This is a genomic window from Pleomorphomonas oryzae DSM 16300, from assembly GCF_000422965.1.
Lineage (GTDB): Bacteria > Pseudomonadota > Alphaproteobacteria > Rhizobiales > Pleomorphomonadaceae > Pleomorphomonas > Pleomorphomonas oryzae.
The window spans coordinates 84,235-101,354 of record NZ_AUHB01000003.1; the positions used below are offsets into that span (position 1 = coordinate 84,235).

The following is a 17,120-nucleotide window of genomic DNA, read 5'->3' on the forward strand; positions in this document are numbered from 1 at the left end:
GCCGGCTATGTCCATGCCGAGAGCGACGGCTCCTGGTGGAAATCGGCGGCAGGCTTGCAGACGATCGGTGTCGGCGTCGGCATTGTTGCCGCCTATGCGCTTGGCCGAGTTTTTCCCGGGGCGGAGCGCTGGCTTTTCCTTGCGGTAATGCTGGTCGGCTTGGCGCCGATCGCCCTGCGTGCTTTCCGGCTGGTGCAGGTCGGAGAGCTGTTCAGCATCGAAAGCCTGATGACCATCGCGGCCGTCGGCGCCGTATTTTTGAACGCCGGCGAGGAAGCGGCGGCTGTGGTGTTCTTCTTCCTGGTTGGCGAATTGCTGGAAGGGCTCGCCGCCCGGAGGGCGCGGTCGTCGATCAAGGCGCTGGCCGGCCTCGTGCCGGAGACCGCCCGACTTGTTGTCGATGGGGCGACGCGTGAGGTTCCCGCTTCCTCGCTCGCCGTTGGCAACGAAGTGCAGGTTCGGCCCGGCGATCGTGTCCCGTGTGATGGCGTGGTCGTTGCTGGCACCAGTTCCATCGACGAGTCCGTGGTCACCGGCGAAAGCGTGCCGGTAACACGCGGCGAGGGCGCTTCCGTCTATGCCGGCACCATCAACGGCGACGGCGTGCTCACCCTACGCGTCACTGCGCCGGCTGCCGACAATACGATTGCCCGCATCATCAGGCTGGTCAGCGAGGCCCAGGAAACGCGGGCGCCGGTTGAGCGCTTCGTCAACCGTTTCGCCAGATATTACACGCCAGCTGTCGTCGCCGTAGCTGCCGCCATCGCGCTGTTGCCACCCCTTTTGGATGGCGATTGGCGCGGCTGGGTCTACAAAGGGCTCGCCATTCTGCTGATCGGTTGTCCCTGTGCGCTGGTCATCTCGACGCCAGCCGCCATTGCCGCCTCGCTGGCGGCGGGTGCCCGCACCGGACTGTTGATCAAGGGCGGGTCCGTCCTCGAGCGCCTGCGCGACGTCACCGCTGTCGCGTTCGACAAGACCGGCACCCTGACCGAAGGCATGCCGAGGGTCACGGATGTCGAAAGCTTTGGTGCGGACCGCGATACAGTGTTGCGGCTTTCCGCCTCGCTCGAAGCCTCATCCAGCCATCCGCTGGCCAAAGCCGTGCTGGCCGCCGCTGGCGGAGCTACCTTGTCGCTGGTCGAAGACGGCAAAGCCGTTCCCGGCAAGGGCGTTACCGGCCGGGTCGACGGACGAATCCTGTTCTTCGGTTCGGCCGATGCGGCCGCCGAGCGTCGGCAGCCGCCGGCCGAAGTGCTCGTTGCCGTAGAGCGCCTCGCCGCCGAAGGCAAGACCATCTGTCTGCTGCTGGGCGACGACGCGGTTCTCGGTCTGATCGCCCTTCGTGACGCGCCGCGTCCGGATGCGGTCGCCGCTGTCGCTGATCTGCGGCGTCGAGGCATTGTCACCGTCATGCTGACCGGTGATAACCCGCGCGCGGCCACCACGGTGGGTCGCGAGCTTGGCATCGATGACGTGCGTGCCGGTCTTCTGCCGGCCGATAAGCAGGCCGCCATCAAAGCTCTGCAGGGCAAAGGTCTCGTCGTCGCCAAGATCGGTGACGGCATCAATGATGCGCCGGCGCTCGCCACCGCCGACATCGGCATCGCCATGGGCGGCGGCACCGATGTGGCGTTGGAGGCCGCCGATGCCGCCTTGCTCTACGGGCGAGTGGGTGATGTTGCCGCGTTGGTCGATCTTTCCCGCCGGACGATGGCCAACATTCGCCAGAACATCACTATCGCCTTGGGGCTGAAAGCTGTCTTCCTGGTGACGACGGTGCTGGGTATTACCGGACTTTGGCCGGCCATTCTCGCCGACACCGGCGCCACGGTGCTGGTGACCGCCAATGCGCTACGCCTGTTGGGCGCCGGCCGATAACCAGCGGTTCGGCTGGTTGGAACGAAGCTTGCTCGGCGGACGGCATGTCTGTCCGCCGGAGGCGTTCATGAACCGCCGCGCGTTCCTGTTCGGGACGATCACCAGCCTTGCCCTGCCGGCGTTGGCCCGTTCCGGCACACTTGGCCTGCCGGAACTGCGCGGCAGCCTCACGGCGCCTGAAGTCCGGCCCGTTGCCCGGCGGTCGGGTGATCGCAGCGCCGAGCTGCAAGCGGCGATCAACAACGCCGCCAGAACAGGCCGACCGCTCTATATCCGCGCCGGCCGCTATGATGTCTCCAATATTCGGCTGCCGGATCGCGCTCGTCTCGTGGGAGTTCCCGGCGAAACGCAACTGATCTATTCCGGTGGCGGTCGATTTCTCTATTCGGAAGACGCGCGTACGCTGTCGCTCGACGGGTTGTTGCTCGACGGCGCCAACCGGGCTTTGTCCGACGATGACGACGGCCTTCTCTCGCTGGCCTTCGTCGAGGATCTCGACGCTTCCCGCCTCGTCGTGCAGGGCAGCGTTGGCCACGGCATCGCGCTGACACGCGCGGCCGGAAGTCTCCGCGACTGCCATGTTTCCGGCGCCGTCGGCGTCGGCATCCTGTCAACCGAGGGCAGAGCGCTTGCCATCGCCGGCAACGCCGTGAGCGACTGCAAAGGCGGGGGCATCCATCTGCGGCGCTGGACCGCTGGCGATGATGGCTCGACATTGCACGACAATCGCATCGACCGCGTGGGCGGCGCCGGCATCCGCCTGTCGTCGGCCAGCAGCGTCCGCATCGCGGACAACGACCTCCATACCGTCGAGGGACCGGCCATCATTGCTGATGCAGGTTCGGTTGGAGCATCTGTCAGCGGCAATACGATTGAGGGAGCCGGGCTGGGCATTGCGCTGCTCGGCAGCGACGGCGATCGCCTGTCTCTCGTCGAAGGCAATACCGTCCGCAACATCATGGGCGACATGCCGGTCGCGGCGGCTGGCGGCCGAGCGGGTGGTGTTGGCATTCACGTCGAGACGCCCGGCTCGGTGACCGGCAATGTCATTGAAACCGTTCCCCATCTCGGGCTGTCGCTTGGCTGGGGTGCGACGCTTGGCAGTGTCGTCGCTTCTGGCAATGTCGTGCGACGGGCTGGAACCGGCATCGGCGTGTCGGTGCTGGCACCTGAGCAGGCAACCGTCATCACCGGCAATCTTCTGGTCGACGTGCCGGGTGGCGCCGTGCGCGGTATGCGCTTTGCCGAGTTTGCGACCGGGGATCTTACAAGGGTCGGAGCCGCCAGCCTCCCAGGCCTCACCGTTGGGGAAAACCGCGTGGCTTGAATGTGGAACGGCTGGGGACGGGTTGTGGAAGACTTGTGAACTCCCGTCGGAAAAACTGTGCCCATCCCCGTGGGAAACCCATGCGCCGAACGGGGGTATCCTGTGGGTAAGTTGTGGGAAAGAGGAGCTCATCGATCCGATTGGTCTGCCAGACGCGGGATCTTCAGGTCCGGCCGTCAACCCTCCTTGCGTCCGATATTGAGCAGAAGCCGCCGATATCCGCGACTTTCCCCTTGCCCGGCGGGCGGATTCAGCTTAGCGGAACCGCTTGATCCTTCTGGCCCCTTACCGGAAAGAGTTCCTCCCCATGGAAAAGCCCGCCCACGACAGCCTGCTGATCATCGATTTTGGCAGCCAGGTAACGCAGCTCATCGCCCGCCGGGTTCGAGAAGCAGGCGTTTACTGCGAAATCCACCCCTATCAGTCGGCGGCGGCTGCCTTCGAAAAGTTGCAGCCCAAGGGCGTGATCTTCTCAGGTGGTCCGGACTCGGTCACCCGTGACGGTAGCCCGCGCGCGCCGCAGACGGTGTTCGACAGTGGCGTACCGATCCTTGCCATCTGCTATGGTCAGCAGACCATGGCCGTGCAGCTCGGTGGCAGCGTCGAAGGTGGGCACGCCGCCGAGTTTGGCCGTGCGGACGTCGAGATCCTGAAAGCGTCGCCGCTGTTCGAGGGGCTGTGGGAAGTCGGCAAGCGCTATCCCGTGTGGATGAGCCATGGCGACCGTGTGACGAGGGCGCCGGAAGGCTTCGAGGTGATCGGCATCTCCGAGAACGCCCCCTTTGCCATCGCCGTCAATGAGACGCGGCGTTATTACACCACCATGTTCCACCCTGAGGTGGTGCACACGCCGGACGGCGCCAAGCTTCTAGCCAATTTCGTGCATCGGATCGTCGGTCTGAAGTCCGATTGGAGCATGTCCGCCTATCGCGCCGAAATGATCGCCAAGATCCGCGAACAGGTCGGTAAGGAGCGCGTGCTGTGCGCGCTGTCCGGTGGTGTCGACAGTTCCGTGGCCGCCGTGCTGATCCACGAGGCCATCGGTGATCAATTGACCTGCGTCTACGTCGACCATGGCCTGATGCGTCAGGGCGAAAGCGAGCAGGTGGTCGGTATGTTCAGGGATCACTATAACATCCCGCTCGTACATGTTGATGCATCGGATCTTTTCATCGGTCAGCTGGAAGGCGAGGCTGACCCTGAAAAAAAGCGCAAGACCATCGGCCGGCTTTTCATTGAAGTGTTCGAGGCCGAGGCGAAGAAGATCGCCGCCGACGGACGGGGCGCGCCGACCTTCCTTGCCCAGGGCACGCTTTATCCGGACGTGATCGAGAGTGTCAGCTTCTCAGGCGGTCCCAGCGTTACCATCAAGAGCCATCACAATGTCGGCGGCCTGCCGGCGCGCATGAACATGAAGCTGGTGGAGCCGCTGCGCGAACTGTTCAAGGACGAAGTCAGGGTCCTCGGCCGCGAACTCGGCCTGCCGGACAGCTTCATCGGCCGCCATCCGTTCCCGGGGCCGGGCCTTGCCATCCGCCTGCCGGGCGGCGTGACGCGCGAGAAGCTCGACATCCTGAGGAAGGCCGACGCCATCTATCTCGACGAGATCCGCAAGGCCGGCCTCTACGACAAGATCTGGCAGGCCTTCTCGGTATTGCTGCCGGTGCAGACAGTGGGCGTGATGGGCGACGGCCGTACCTACGATCGCGTGCTGGCGCTACGCGCCGTCACGTCAGTCGATGGCATGACCGCCGATTTCTTCCCCTTCGATATGAACTTCCTCGGCCGCGCCGCCACCCGCATCATCAACGAGGTGAAGGGTGTCAACCGCGTCGTCTACGACGTCACCAGCAAGCCGCCGGGAACCATCGAGTGGGAGTGAGGCATGAACGAGCAGGAGGACATCTTCAGCTCGGTCGATGAGATCAGCCTAGTGCGGTGGTTGTTGGCTGATATGCATGATGACCTTGCTGGGAAGGTTTCTCGATTCAAGCAGCTAGAGGATTTGTGTTCCGCGTTGGGGCGTGGTGGAACACTTATGCCGGGTGGGGAGGTTGTTTTTAAGGCTTGGAGTGAAGCTCGGGCAAGTTTCGTGCACGGGAACTACATTGCAACCGTGATGCTTTGTCAATCTATAGCAGAGAACATACTCGCTGCGCACTTGGCTACTTTTCTGCATCTAGACGAACCGCCGCCCAACCGTCCTGCTTTCCGAGCTACTCTGGATAGGTGTGTTGCCGATGGAGTCGTCACCGTAGATGATGCGGTCGGCTTGCGGAAACTGATGAGCCTGAGAAATCCATTGTCGCATTATCGCGACTTAAGTGATCCAGCCAACCTCTCAAGGCGTGTACTGGAAACGCAGATCTCCGCCGATGAACACCTTTTTCGAGATGCCAGCTTTTCAATTGGCATGACGGTCAGGTTACTGTCTCTCCCAGCTTTTAGCTTAAGTGGAAGAACGATCCTTGATGAAGATGTTGGCTGACCTGTTATTTCCATCGTCTGTCTAGCTTTTCTTGAGTAGCATTGTGAGGTGTGGAGCGAGCTTCTTTGACGTTGCCCGCCTTCCTCTTGCCATTCTCCTCTCCGATGCATCGCCGTGAGACGAGCCGAGAGAAAATGCACGTCGCCCTGATTGTTACAGACCGACTGACCCTGGGAACTTTCGACCCGATGACGCTGCCGACCTCTATGCCTATCTGCGGGCGCCGATGCCCACCTGACTTACGTCGGTGATGCTTGCCGATCTCGAGGCGCCACAGCCCCGTCGCATGTTGCGCGCACTGCGTCGCATGGCGTAAACACTGCCGCTCTATAAACGCCGCTGGGTGAAATTCAGTGGCAGGTCACCATCGCGGCCACTTCCTCTTCTTACGCTTTCTTCCAGTCAACACGGGCCTCATGATTCGTCTCGATAACATCAGCAAGCAGAATGGCCATCAGATCCTGTTCATCGACGCGTCGATGGGCGTCCTAAAAGGCGAGAAGGTGGGACTGGTCGGGCCGAATGGCGCCGGCAAGACGACGCTGTTCCGGATGATCACCGGTGAGGATCGGCCCGATGACGGCCTGGTGTCGATCGATGCCGGCATGACGATCGGCTATTTCAGCCAGGATGTCGGCGAAATGTCCGGCCAGAGCGCCGTCGCGGCGGTGATGGATGGTGTCGGGCCGGTGAGTGCGCTCGCCGCCGAAATGGCCAAGCTCGAGGCCGCCATGGTCGACCCGGATCAGGCCGACGACATGGATGCCATCATCGAGCGCTACGGCGATGTGCAGGGGCGCTTCGAGGAACTGGATGGCTACGCGCTGGATGCGCGCGCGCGCGAGGTGCTCGCCGGCTTGAGCTTCAGCCAGGAGCGCATGGATGGCGACGTCAGCCTGCTGTCCGGTGGCTGGAAGATGCGCGTGGCACTCGCCCGGATCCTGCTGATGCGGCCAGACGGCATGCTGCTGGACGAGCCCAGCAATCATCTCGATCTCGAGAGCCTTATCTGGCTGGAGGATTTCCTCAAGAGCTATGACGGCGCCTTGCTCATGACCTCGCACGACCGCGCCTTCATGAACCGCATCGTCGGCAAGGTCGTGGAGATCGACGGCGGGTCGCTCACGACCTACTCAGGCAATTTCGATTTCTACGAACAGCAGCGGGCGCTTGGCGAGAAGCAGCGCGAGGCGCAGTTCGAGCGCCAGCAGGCGATGCTCGCCAAGGAGATCAAGTTCATCGAGCGCTTCAAGGCGCGCGCCTCGCACGCCGCACAGGTGCAGAGCCGCGTGAAGAAGCTGGACAAGATCGAACGGGTGGAGCCGCCCCGGCGACGCCAGTCGATCCAGTTCGACTTCCGCACCCCGCCACGCTCCGGTGAGGACGTGGCGAGCTTCAGCAATGTGTATAAGGGCTATGGTGGCAAGCCGATCTATGCGGGGTTTGATTTCAAGCTGCGGCGCAAGGAGCGCTGGTGCGTGTTGGGTGCCAACGGCGCCGGAAAATCCACGCTGCTGAAACTGGTGGCCGGAGCGACCGAGCCGGACGAAGGCACGGTGACCATCGGCAGCAGCGTCAAGATGGGCTATTTTGCGCAGCACTCCATGGACCTGCTGGACGGTGACGAGACGGTTTTCGCCTCGCTGGACGGGTCCTTCCCACAGGCGGGGCAGGGTGCCCTGCGCACTCTCGCCGGTTGCTTCGGCTTTTCCGGCGACGACGTCGAGAAGCCTTGCCGCGTGCTCTCCGGCGGCGAGAAGGCGCGTCTGGTCATGGCCAAGATGCTTTTCGACCCGCCGAACTTTCTGGTGCTCGACGAACCGACCAACCATCTGGACATGGCGACGAAGGAAATGCTGGTTGCGGCACTCTCGGCATTCGAGGGTACCATGCTGTTCGTGTCGCATGATCGCCACTTCTTGGCGGCCCTTTCCAACCGCGTGCTGGAACTGACGCCCGAGGGCATCCACCAGTTCGGCGGCGGCTACACCGAATATGTGGTGAGCACGGGCCAAGAAGCGCCAGGTCTTCACCCAGGCGGCTAGCGGGCTCGCGAAGAGGGGCGATGGCGATAGGGGCGGGATTTCTATCCCAGCCGGCGGGTATCAGCCGTTCCGCTTCGCCATGATGACCGCCAAGGGGTTAGGCCGCGCCTCCCCCACCCGATGCAGGGTGTTCTTATCCTGATGGGCGAACGGCACGTCGCGTCCTTCGACCATGAGTTCGGTGTCCGTGAGGTAGCTCCAAGAGCCATCCGCGTGGAAGCTGATCGTGATGCGGTAGCTGTCGGTGCGGAAGGCCTCATTGAGGAACGCCGTCGAACAGATGCCGTATTCGGTTTCGCCTCGCTTGGCGGATACCACAATCTCGTTCGCGTCCGGCGCCGCCTGGCCCGATGCGAGGGCAACCTGACCGCGTGGAATAGCGACCGTCTGGAGAACCATCCCGGTCGCCGGCTCCCAGAGCCAGTAGCCGACCTGATCGTGGAAGGTGATATCCTCTTCCTCGGTTGTGATGTGAATGTGGTAGCGCAAGCCGTAAAGGAGCTGCGGGCCGTTGGCCTGCGGATCGATGGCCTGAAAATCGATGGTCTCGATGAACACACGCTGTTCCGGCCCATCGGCTTTTGGGTTGATGTCCACCCCCTTGCGCGCGCGCCAGCGGCCCGCCAGCCGCCGCAACGGCCCAAGATTGGCGAGGGTGTCAGGATCGACGTCGCTCTGCTCGGTGAAGATGTCGCGGGCGGCTAGCATCATGACCTACACTCCCTTGGTTGAAACAGCGCCATAAGCACACGCGCTTCGCTCGCCCCAAACAGGCCGGGAGCATCACACTCATACCGAGTGGCGCCAGGATCGACGTGTGCTTGACCACTGGATAAGATGACCCTCATACTAAGGTTATCGGGGCGACCGACACCTCCGTATGTTAGGCAGCCGACCACGGTGCGCGCAAGATCAACTGACAGACTCCCGCGTCTCGCCATCCAGGCGATTGGCTCGGCGGACAGGAGGACCAGATGAGCATCATCGAGACCCGTGCGAGCCAGATGTTCCCGGTGCTGAGCGTGTCGCAAATGGATGCGGCGCGCAGGTTTGCCAGTGGTCCGGCGACGCGCTTCGAGCCAGGCGCAACGATCTATGAAATTGGCAGCCACGGTGCGCCGGCGTGGTTCGTGCTCGAGGGCGCTATCGACATCGTTCGACGCGACGGGCTCAGTGGCGAGGTGCCGATTACCACGCATGGCGCGGGGCAGTTCTCTGGGGAAGTGAACCAACTTTCCGGCCGCTCCTCGATCGCGGCTGGGCGGGCTGGTTCCGATGGCTGCCTTGCACTGCCCTTCGACGCAGCCCATCTCAGGGCGCTCATGATCGGATCCGCCGAACTGGGCGAGATTATCATGCGTGCCCTTATCCTTCGCCGAGTCAGCCTGATCGAAGAAGGGGGTGGGGGCACCATCCTGATTGGCAATCCGAGCAGCCCCGACGTCGTGCGGCTGCAGAACTTCCTCAGCCGAAGCGGCCTGCCGAACCTCGTGCTTGATGCCAATGTCGATGAAGAGGGCCGCGAACTTATTGAACGTACCGGTGTTTCAGCCGAGGATCTGCCACTGGTCGTTTGTCCTGGAGGACCGGTATTGCGCCGCCCCAGCGATGAGGAACTCGCGGCCTGCCTCGGTGTCATACCCGACCTTGATCCTGACAAACTGTTCGACGTTGCGGTGGTTGGCGCTGGGCCTGCGGGCCTCGCAACGGCTGTTTATGCTGCTTCGGAGGGCCTCTCGGTGATCGTCGTCGACGCCCGCGCAATGGGCGGACAGGCTGGGGCTTCGGCCCGGATCGAGAATTATCTAGGCTTTCCCACTGGCATCTCCGGTCAGGCGCTCGCCGGACGAGCGTTCAATCAGGCGCTGAAGTTCGGCGCGGAGATCGCGATCCCCATGGAGGTCGAGCGATTGACGTGCGACGGCCCTCATCCGGTTCTGGTATGCGCCGGCGAACGCAGCGTGACGGCGCGCTCCGTTGTGATCGCATCAGGCGCTCGGTACCGGCGGCCGGATGTGCCGAAGCTGAAAGAGCTGGAGGGGGCGGGCGTTTCCTACTGGGTTTCGGCCATTGAGGCCCGCTTGTGCGCTGGCGAGGAGGTTGCCTTGATCGGCGGCGGCAATTCGGCGGGGCAGGCGGTCGTCTTCCTGGCACCGCAGGTGAAGAAGCTGCATCTGATAGTCCGCCGCGACCTGCGGGAGACGATGTCGCAATATCTGATCGATCGTATCGCCGCCCTTTCGAACGTCGAGATTCATGTCGGAGAGGAACTGGTCGCCCTTGAAGGGGATCGAACGAGCGGCCTTGTGGCCGCGACCTTCAAAGCGGCACGTGGCGGCGCTCATTGTCGCCTGCCACTGCGGCATTTGTTCCTGTTCATTGGCGCTGATCCCAACTCCGACTGGGTGCGAGACTGTGTCGACACCGACGGCCGTGGCTTCGTCATCACGGGCCAGGGATCGCTTCCGCTCGAGACGACCATGCCTGGGGTTTTCGCGATCGGCGACGTTCGGGCCGGTTCCACCAAGCGCGTTGCTGCGGCCGTCGGTGAGGGCGCCGCCGTCGTCTCGCAAATTCACGCCAAGTTCGCCGAACAGGCCATGATCGGCCAGCCCGCGAAGGAGAACGCGTAATGTCCTGCAGTCATACGAGCACCATCCGCCAGGTGACGCCCAGCGCCCGTGGCTGTGAGGAGTGCCTGAAGATCGGCGGCCAGTGGCTGCATCTCCGGATCTGTCGAACCTGCGGCCACGTCGGTTGTTGCGATCAGTCTCCCAACCGCCATGCCCGCGCTCATTTCCGGGCAACGGCTCATCCGATCATTGAGGGCTACGATCCGCCCGAGGGGTGGGGATGGTGCTATGTCGACGACGTCGAAGTGGAGTTGGAGGATCAGACGCCGCAGGACGGGCCGATTCCGCGCTTCTATTGAGTTTGGGCAAGCGGGTCGGCAGTAGCGTCTTCGCGCCGGATTATTCACAGTGCTCGGCAATCACAGCGAGAAACGCTTCCCCGTAGCGATCCAGTTTGGCCTCGCCGACGCCCGGAATCTTCGCCATCTCAGACCGTGAGCCGGGGCGCTCGGCAGCCAGTTCGATCAGCGTCTTGTCATGGAAGATCACATAGGGCGGCACGTTCTGCGCGCGGGCGAGTTCAGTGCGTTTCTCGCGCAACGCCTGGAACAGCGCTTGATCGGCCTCCGGCAGGACAGTGGACGCTTGCCTGCCTGCCTTCTTGCTTCTCGAAACCTGCGGTTTTGCCGGTACGCGCAGCATCAGCACCGGCTTTTCGCGCAGGAACTGCCGGCCCGCTTCCGAGATCGATAGCCCGCCATGGCCGGTCAGGTCGACATCGACAAGGCGAAGCGCGATCAACTGGCGAAGGATGGCACGCCAGGTGCGGCTGTCGTGCTCCTTGCCGATGCCGTAGGTCGAGATGCGGTCATGGCCGGCCCGGCCTATGCGTTCGTCCGATCCGCCCAGCAGTACCTCGACGATATAGGCCTGGCCGAAGCGCTCGCCGGTTCTATGGATGCAGGAGAGGGCCTTCAGCGTCGCGACCGTCCCGTCGAACAGCTCTGGCGGCTCCGCGCAGGTATCGCAGTTGCCGCAGGGTTCGGAATGGTCGCCGAAATAGGAGAGCAGCACTTGGCGGCGGCAACCGGCCGTCTCGGCCAGGCCCAGCAGCGCGTCGAGCTTCTGCCTCTCCATGCGCTTGCGTTGTTCCGGTGCGTCGGAGTCCTCGATAAACCGGCTGCGTAGCGCGATGTCTTCGTGGCCATAGAGCATCAATGTATCTGCCGGCAGACCGTCACGGCCGGCGCGTCCGGTCTCCTGGTAATAGGCCTCGATGCTGCCGGGCAGGTCGAGATGCGCAACGAAGCGCACGTCGGGCTTGTCGATGCCCATGCCGAAGGCGATGGTCGCCACCATGATGACGGCTTCCTCGCGCTGAAAGCGCGTCTGGTTCGTCTCGCGCTCGGCCTTGTCCATGCCGCCGTGGTAGGCCAGGGCCGTATAGCCCTGATCGCAGAGCCAAGCTGCCGTCTCCTCCGTCTTTCGCTTCGACAGGCAGTAGACGATGCCGCTTTCGCCCTCATGCTCCCTCAGGAAGCGCTTCAATTGGGCGCGCGGATTGTCCTTCTCCGCCATGGCGTAGCGGATGTTGGGACGATCGAAGCCGGCAATGAAGGCGTCGCTTTCGGCGATTTGAAGGTGCGACAGGATCTCGGCGCGCGTCGGTGCGTCGGCTGTCGCCGTCAGCGCCATGCGCGGCGTGTCGGGGAATTGCGTGACGAGCGCGTCGAGTTGGCGATAGGACGGACGGAAATCGTGCCCCCATTGCGACAGGCAGTGCGCCTCGTCGATGGCGATCAGCGATAGCCGCGCACGGTGCAACAGGTCCAGGACGTCGGGCCGAAGCAGCGTTTCGGGCGCCACGTAGAGGAGATCCAGCGCGCCGTTCGATATGTCCCGCCACAGACTGTATCGCTCGTCGCCCTGGAGATCGGAATTCAGCGCCGCGGCCTTGACGCCCGCCTGCCGCAACGCGGTTACCTGATCGGCCATCAGCGCGATCAACGGTGAGACGATAAGCCCCATGCCAGGTCGGGCCATCGCCGGTATCTGGTAACAAAGCGATTTGCCGCCGCCTGTCGGCATGAGCACGAAGGCGTTGTTGCCGGCCATCACGTGGTCGACGATTTCCGCCTGACGCCCGCGAAAGGCCTCGTAACCGTAAACCGTTTTCAGAATTTGCAGGGCGTGGGCGGTCACGGCGACTCGGAGAAACGCGAAGGGAATGGGACCTCATAACAGGTTCATCGCCCCGCCGCCCCAGAGGAAACGCGACACGGCCAGTATTCTAGGAGATCATTCGTTCGCGAAAGGCTGTTTGCAACAGGTTGAGAAAGGCTCGTACGGCCGGATTGGTCCGGCGACTCTCCGGCCATAGGGCCGTGATGTTGTGCCGCTCCACGGCAAATTCCGAAAGGACCGGCAGCAGTTCGCCGCGAACTACATAGGGAGCGGCAATAAATGTCGCGCCGATCCCGATGCCACCGCCGGCGGCGAGAGTTGTCATCACCGCCTCGCTGACATCCACGACAATGCCGGACGGCGGTACGATCTCTATTTCCCGGTCGCCCATCCGGAAGGGCCATCGCAGCGGTTGGCCGCTGCTCTGATAGCGGAGGTTGACCGTGTCATGCCCGTCGATCTCGTCCGGATGCTTCGGCGTACCATGCGCCGCCAAATAGGCTGGCGACGCAAAACAACAGAGACGGTGTGGCGCCAGTTTGCGGGACAACAGTCCCGAGTCCGGGAGCTCGCCGATGCGTATGGCAACGTCGATTCCTTCCTCGACGATGTCGACGATCCGGTCGTTCAGTCTAAGGTCTACCGTCACCTTTGGGTAGCGAGCGCGAAATGCCGGCAGGGCCGGTGCTATCACATGGAGCCCGATCGGCAGTGGTGCGGCCACCCGCAAGGTGCCCGACGGCTCGGAACGCGCCGCCGTCGCCACCTGCTCGATGTCTTCCGCCGCGCGCAGCAAGCGCAATGCGCGCTCGTGCAGCTCGCGCCCTTCCGGCGTGAATGTCAGCGACCGCGTCGTACGGGTGAAGAGCGAAACGCCGAGATGCCGTTCGAGCCGCTGAACGCTTTTGCTCACCGCCGATGGCGAGACCGAAAGAGAACGGGCTGCAGCCGTGTAGCTGCCCATCGATCCGGCACGCGCAAACGCCACAAGGTTGGAGAGCCATTCCAGGCCGATTTGTTCCTGCATGGCATTATTAAAGCGAAACAGGCCATCATTTTCAATTCGAATTCCGCTGACTAGTTCTTCATGGAACACAGCCATGGAGATCCAAATGAACGATCTGATGAAAGCGGTTCGCTTGCATGCCTTCGGTGGTCCCGAAGTTCTTATTTATGAAGACGCACCGAAGCCAGAGATCGGAAATGGCGAAGTGCTCGTCCGGGTACGCGCCGTGGGTTTGAACCCGCCCGACTGGTATCTGCGTGAGGGTTACAAGATGCTTCCGCCCGAGTGGCAGCCGCAGGTGTCGTTTCCCGTCATTCTGGGAACCGACATTTCGGGCGTGATCGAGGCGGTGGCCGACGATGTCCTGGACTTCTCCGTCGGTGACGAAGTCTATGCAATGGTTCGCTTTCCGAGCGGTCTTGCCGGAGACAGCAGGGCCTACGCCGAATATGTCAGCGTGCCGGCGACGGAACTGGCGCGCAAGCCGGCTAGTATCGATCACCACCATGCTGCCGGAGCGCCGATGTCATTACTCACGGCTTGGCAGTTCCTTGTGGATCTAGGGCATGACGAGCCCAACCCGCTTCAGCCGCGCCGGCATGAACCGGTACCGCTTGAAGGCAGAACCGTTCTCGTAAACGGGGCGGCCGGCGGCGTGGGGCATTTCGTGGTGCAACTCGCCAAATGGAAAGGCGCGCACGTCATTGCCGTGGCATCCGGCGAGCACGAGGCGCTCTTGCGCGACCTCGGGGTCGATGAGTTCATCGACTATACCAAGACCAATCCCGAGGATGTCGCGCGTGACATAAATCTCGTGGTTGACGCGGTGGGCGGTCCGACCTCCGGCCGTTTCCTGAAGGTTCTGAAGCGTGGTGGCGCCTTGTTCCCGATTTTTCCGCTCGGCTTCGAAGGGACCGATGACGCAAGGCGACTTGGCGTCACGGTCTCGGCAACGCAGGTCCGCTCGAACGGCGCGCAGCTCGAAGAAGTTGGTCGGCTCCTCGAAGATGGCACGGTACGCGTGGTCATCGACAGCCGCTTCCCGTTGGCCGAGGCACGCCAAGCCCATCAGCGCGCGGCCAAGGGCCATGTCCAGGGCAAGATCGTGCTCACGGTCGACTGACGAGGGGGTAGGCCAATGACCGTTCATACGAAGATACCCCACGGCACAACGGCCTGGTTCGAGATGGTCGGGACGGTCATGGCGGAGGCCGCACGGCGCGCTGAGCTTCCGGCTGATCTGACCGTTTCCCTTGTCGAGCGCTATACCGATGGGGTTGTCCTGGCCGATGGATTGGTTCAGGGCATCCGCTTTGACCTTGTCGGAGGCAAGCCATCCTACAGGGTGGGCGCAAGAGCAGATGAGCAGGCGGACGTTACGATCGAGGTGACCGCGGCTGTAGCACGAGAACTCAACGCGCTCCGCAGCACCGATCCGCGCTATAGAAAGGTACTCGATCGCTTTCTCGGCACCGGTGAGATGCGGATGCACGGCGACATCTCGCGCCTGGGCGATTGGCTGGCAATGGTGCACGACCCCATCGTGGATCGGACCGGCTGATCGGATGTCTCGGAGTTGGAACGCTGGCGAAGCTCGCGTTCCCGGCGCGGGCTTCGCCCCTCTCAATCATGCACCACCAATGGGTCGAATCTCCGCGTCGGGATAGGCGGTCGCCTCTCCGACTGAGCGGTAGCGGGCAATGTCGGCGAGCCGCGCATCGTAGATGCGGTCCAGCGCGGCGAAGGCGTCGCTTCCCAGGACCAGCCGGCGGGGTGGAGCCTTGTCCTCGACCACCATCATCATTGCCTCAGCCGCCTTGGCGGGATCGCCGGGTTGCCGACCATCCTGGCCGTATAGAAAATCTTCGATCGGCGCGATCAATGGTCGATAGTCGTCGATCGACTGAGCAGGGCGCATGTTGGCTCCGCCGGCAAATTCCGTCCGGAAATTTCCCGGTTCGACGAGGGTGACCCTGATCCCGAACCCCGCCACTTCGTCGGCGAAGGCTTCGCTCCACGCCTCCAGCGCGAATTTCGAAGCGCAATAGGCGCCAAAACCCCCGATCGAGATAAGTCCGCCTATGCTCGTGAGGTTGAGCACGTGTCCCGACCTGTTGGCGCGCATGTGCGGCAGAAGCAGGCGGGTCAGTTCGGCGGCGGCAAAGAAGTTGATCTCCATCTGGGAGCGCAGTTGATCAGGAGAAAACTCCTCGACGGCGCCGAGCGATCCCCGGCCGGCGATGTTGGCGAGAACATCTATCCTGCCGAAATGCGATAGCGCCTGATCGACCGCTACCGAACGCGCCTGAGGGTCATTGAGGTCTGCCGTCAGGGCCAGGCTGCGGTCTGGTGCGAGCTTCGTCAGCTCGATAAGCGCCTCATGTCGGCGCGCCACGGCAGCGACGCGCTCCCCGCGGGCAAGCACCGCTTTCGCAAGGGCCAGTCCAAAGCCAGAAGACGCACCGGTGATGAGCCACACGCGATTGTGCTTTTCCATTTGTCTCGTCTCCGATTGTGGGCACCAGCCCATGACCGGAACATGGACCTTGCTGAATGAGATTATAATCGAGACGATTTTGGATGGGTTATGCGATATGGTTCAGCAATGGATCGGATCCTTCTCACGCACTTGCCCGTCGTGGTGACTGTTGCCAGAACCCGTAGTTTCGTTCGCGCGGCGGCCGAGCTGAGCCTGAGTGCCTCCGCAGTGAGTCATGCCATTCGAGTGGTCGAAGAACGGCTCGGCGTGCCGCTTTTTGCCCGAACGACGCGCAGCGTGGCTTTGACGGAAGCCGGAGCCACCTTCCTGGAGGGCGCTCGACGAGCGATCGAGGCACTGGAAGGAGCGGCTGAAAGCGTTCGCTCGGCGCAATCGGACGTCTCGGGGCTTCTGCGGATCAATGCGCCACATGTTGCCCTGCACATTGGCTTCACTCCGATCCTGGCCGAGATGACACGACGCCACCCAAAGCTGACGATCGAAATCGTAGCTGACGATGCCCTGTCCAACGTGATCGCCGAGGGCTTCGATATCGGCGTGCGGTTGGGCAATATGATCGACCAGGACCTGGTCGCCGTTCGTCTGACCCCGCCCATGCGGGCGATCATGGTGGCTGCGCCCGCCTATTTGGCGCGTTTCGGCGTGCCGCGCTCCATTGGCGAGCTGGGGCAACACAACTGCATCGGGTTCCGTCTCCTTGGCAGCGGCGCCATCTATCAATGGGACCTGCAGGAAGCCGGCAAGGAGTTGCAGCTTGACGTCTCGGGAACCGTTCGCGTGTCGGATCCTGTCTACGCGCGGGAATTGGCGGTGACCGGCCTGGGGATCGCCTACGTGATGGAGCCTTTGGTTCGCTCTCATCTCATGAGTGGGCAGCTCACAGAAATACTTGCCGAGGCCGCCATCTGGGAGCCGGGGCTGTTTCTATATTTCCCCAAGGCCGCGTCGAGAGCTGCAAAAATACGGGCTTTTCTCGATGTTGTGCGCGAGACGAACGCCGGGTGATCGTGGAAATGTCCAAGCCTGCCAGGGCTTTAGTGGCCTGCCTAGGAAGGCAGGCTTTTCCGGCGACGGGTACTTACAGAAGATCGCTGTGTCATCAACCGCATCAATGAC

14 protein-coding genes are annotated in these 17,120 nt (G+C 62.8%); 10 read left to right on the forward strand and 4 right to left on the reverse strand.

What is annotated here, in order from left to right; translation table 11 throughout:
- Positions 1 to 54 precede the first annotated feature (54 nt).
- From G522_RS0105610 to G522_RS0105630, 5 genes are all read left to right on the forward strand, one after another.
- Positions 55 to 1,881, forward strand: coding sequence for a heavy metal translocating P-type ATPase (locus G522_RS0105610; protein WP_342663878.1), 1,827 nt, complete (start codon positions 55 to 57; stop codon positions 1,879 to 1,881).
- Positions 1,882 to 1,948: 67 nt separating this feature from the next.
- Positions 1,949 to 3,208: a TIGR03808 family TAT-translocated repetitive protein gene (locus tag G522_RS0105615; RefSeq protein WP_036838295.1), complete on the forward strand. Its 1,260-nt coding sequence runs from the start codon at positions 1,949 to 1,951 to the stop codon at positions 3,206 to 3,208.
- A 307-nt stretch (positions 3,209 to 3,515) separates the two neighbouring features.
- Positions 3,516 to 5,090: a glutamine-hydrolyzing GMP synthase gene (gene guaA, locus G522_RS0105620; protein WP_026790198.1), complete on the forward strand. Its 1,575-nt coding sequence runs from the start codon at positions 3,516 to 3,518 to the stop codon at positions 5,088 to 5,090.
- Positions 5,091 to 5,093: 3 nt separating this feature from the next.
- Positions 5,094 to 5,696, forward strand: a complete 603-nt coding sequence (locus G522_RS25750; protein WP_051228365.1) for a hypothetical protein — start codon at positions 5,094 to 5,096, stop codon at positions 5,694 to 5,696.
- Positions 5,697 to 6,112: 416 nt separating this feature from the next.
- Positions 6,113 to 7,741, forward strand: coding sequence for an ABC-F family ATP-binding cassette domain-containing protein (locus G522_RS0105630; RefSeq protein WP_026790199.1), 1,629 nt, complete (start codon positions 6,113 to 6,115; stop codon positions 7,739 to 7,741).
- Between the two features lie 60 nt (positions 7,742 to 7,801).
- Here G522_RS0105630 and G522_RS0105635 read toward each other — a convergent pair whose 3' ends face one another.
- On the reverse strand, positions 7,802 to 8,452 hold the full coding sequence (locus G522_RS0105635) for an FABP family protein (RefSeq protein WP_026790200.1): 651 nt from the start codon (positions 8,450 to 8,452) through the stop codon (positions 7,802 to 7,804).
- 263 nt (positions 8,453 to 8,715) lie between these two features.
- On the opposite strand from G522_RS0105635, the gene G522_RS0105640 reads away from it, so the two are divergent.
- On the forward strand, positions 8,716 to 10,374 hold the full coding sequence (locus G522_RS0105640; protein ID WP_026790201.1) for an FAD-dependent oxidoreductase: 1,659 nt from the start codon (positions 8,716 to 8,718) through the stop codon (positions 10,372 to 10,374).
- Positions 10,374 to 10,673, forward strand: coding sequence for a UBP-type zinc finger domain-containing protein (locus G522_RS0105645; RefSeq protein ID WP_026790202.1), 300 nt, complete (start codon positions 10,374 to 10,376; stop codon positions 10,671 to 10,673). Before G522_RS0105640 ends, G522_RS0105645 begins: the two co-directional genes overlap by 1 nt.
- Positions 10,674 to 10,713: 40 nt before the next feature.
- Here the strand turns inward: G522_RS0105645 and recQ are convergent, their stop codons facing one another.
- A complete protein-coding gene (gene recQ, locus G522_RS0105650; RefSeq protein WP_026790203.1) occupies positions 10,714 to 12,516 on the reverse strand; it encodes a DNA helicase RecQ in 1,803 nt (600 codons plus the stop codon).
- Positions 12,517 to 12,604: 88 nt separating this feature from the next.
- Entirely contained in the window at positions 12,605 to 13,525 is a 921-nt protein-coding gene (locus G522_RS0105655) for a LysR family transcriptional regulator (RefSeq protein ID WP_026790204.1), read from the reverse strand.
- Between the two features lie 85 nt (positions 13,526 to 13,610).
- Here G522_RS0105655 and G522_RS0105660 point away from each other — a divergent pair, with 85 nt between their 5' ends.
- Both G522_RS0105660 and G522_RS0105665 read left to right on the forward strand, forming a co-directional pair.
- Complete coding sequence (locus tag G522_RS0105660) at positions 13,611 to 14,627, forward strand: NADP-dependent oxidoreductase (protein ID WP_026790205.1); 1,017 nt, start codon at positions 13,611 to 13,613, stop codon at positions 14,625 to 14,627.
- A 15-nt stretch (positions 14,628 to 14,642) separates the two neighbouring features.
- Positions 14,643 to 15,065 carry a hypothetical protein gene (locus tag G522_RS0105665; protein WP_026790206.1) on the forward strand — a complete coding sequence of 141 codons (423 nt, stop codon included), beginning with the start codon at positions 14,643 to 14,645 and terminating at the stop codon, positions 15,063 to 15,065.
- Between the two features lie 66 nt (positions 15,066 to 15,131).
- Here the strand turns inward: G522_RS0105665 and G522_RS0105670 are convergent, their stop codons facing one another.
- The gene (locus G522_RS0105670) at positions 15,132 to 16,001 is read right to left on the reverse strand and encodes an oxidoreductase (protein WP_026790207.1); all 870 of its coding nucleotides are present in this window, start codon (positions 15,999 to 16,001) and stop codon (positions 15,132 to 15,134) included.
- 108 nt (positions 16,002 to 16,109) lie between these two features.
- On the opposite strand from G522_RS0105670, the gene G522_RS0105675 reads away from it, so the two are divergent.
- Positions 16,110 to 17,009 carry a LysR substrate-binding domain-containing protein gene (locus tag G522_RS0105675; protein WP_026790208.1) on the forward strand — a complete coding sequence of 300 codons (900 nt, stop codon included), beginning with the start codon at positions 16,110 to 16,112 and terminating at the stop codon, positions 17,007 to 17,009.
- The last annotated feature ends 111 nt before the right edge of the window (positions 17,010 to 17,120 follow it).

What these genes read in the sequence shown, in the direction of transcription:
- G522_RS0105665 (WP_026790206.1), top strand. Translation starts at nt 14,643, where the DNA reads ATGACCGTTCATACGAAGATACCCCACGGCACAACGGCCTGGTTCGAG.
- guaA (WP_026790198.1), top strand. Translation starts at nt 3,516, where the DNA reads ATGGAAAAGCCCGCCCACGACAGCCTGCTGATCATCGATTTTGGCAGC.
- G522_RS0105615 (WP_036838295.1), top strand. Translation starts at nt 1,949, where the DNA reads ATGAACCGCCGCGCGTTCCTGTTCGGGACGATCACCAGCCTTGCCCTG.
- G522_RS0105630 (WP_026790199.1), top strand. Translation starts at nt 6,113, where the DNA reads ATGATTCGTCTCGATAACATCAGCAAGCAGAATGGCCATCAGATCCTG.
- G522_RS0105640 (WP_026790201.1), top strand. Translation starts at nt 8,716, where the DNA reads ATGAGCATCATCGAGACCCGTGCGAGCCAGATGTTCCCGGTGCTGAGC.
- G522_RS0105660 (WP_026790205.1), top strand. Translation starts at nt 13,611, where the DNA reads ATGAACGATCTGATGAAAGCGGTTCGCTTGCATGCCTTCGGTGGTCCC.
- G522_RS0105635 (WP_026790200.1), bottom strand. Translation starts at nt 8,452, where the DNA reads ATGATGCTAGCCGCCCGCGACATCTTCACCGAGCAGAGCGACGTCGAT.
- G522_RS0105645 (WP_026790202.1), top strand. Translation starts at nt 10,374, where the DNA reads ATGTCCTGCAGTCATACGAGCACCATCCGCCAGGTGACGCCCAGCGCC.
- G522_RS25750 (WP_051228365.1), top strand. Translation starts at nt 5,094, where the DNA reads ATGAACGAGCAGGAGGACATCTTCAGCTCGGTCGATGAGATCAGCCTA.
- G522_RS0105675 (WP_026790208.1), top strand. Translation starts at nt 16,110, where the DNA reads ATGGATCGGATCCTTCTCACGCACTTGCCCGTCGTGGTGACTGTTGCC.
- G522_RS0105670 (WP_026790207.1), bottom strand. Translation starts at nt 16,001, where the DNA reads ATGGAAAAGCACAATCGCGTGTGGCTCATCACCGGTGCGTCTTCTGGC.
- G522_RS0105655 (WP_026790204.1), bottom strand. Translation starts at nt 13,525, where the DNA reads ATGCAGGAACAAATCGGCCTGGAATGGCTCTCCAACCTTGTGGCGTTT.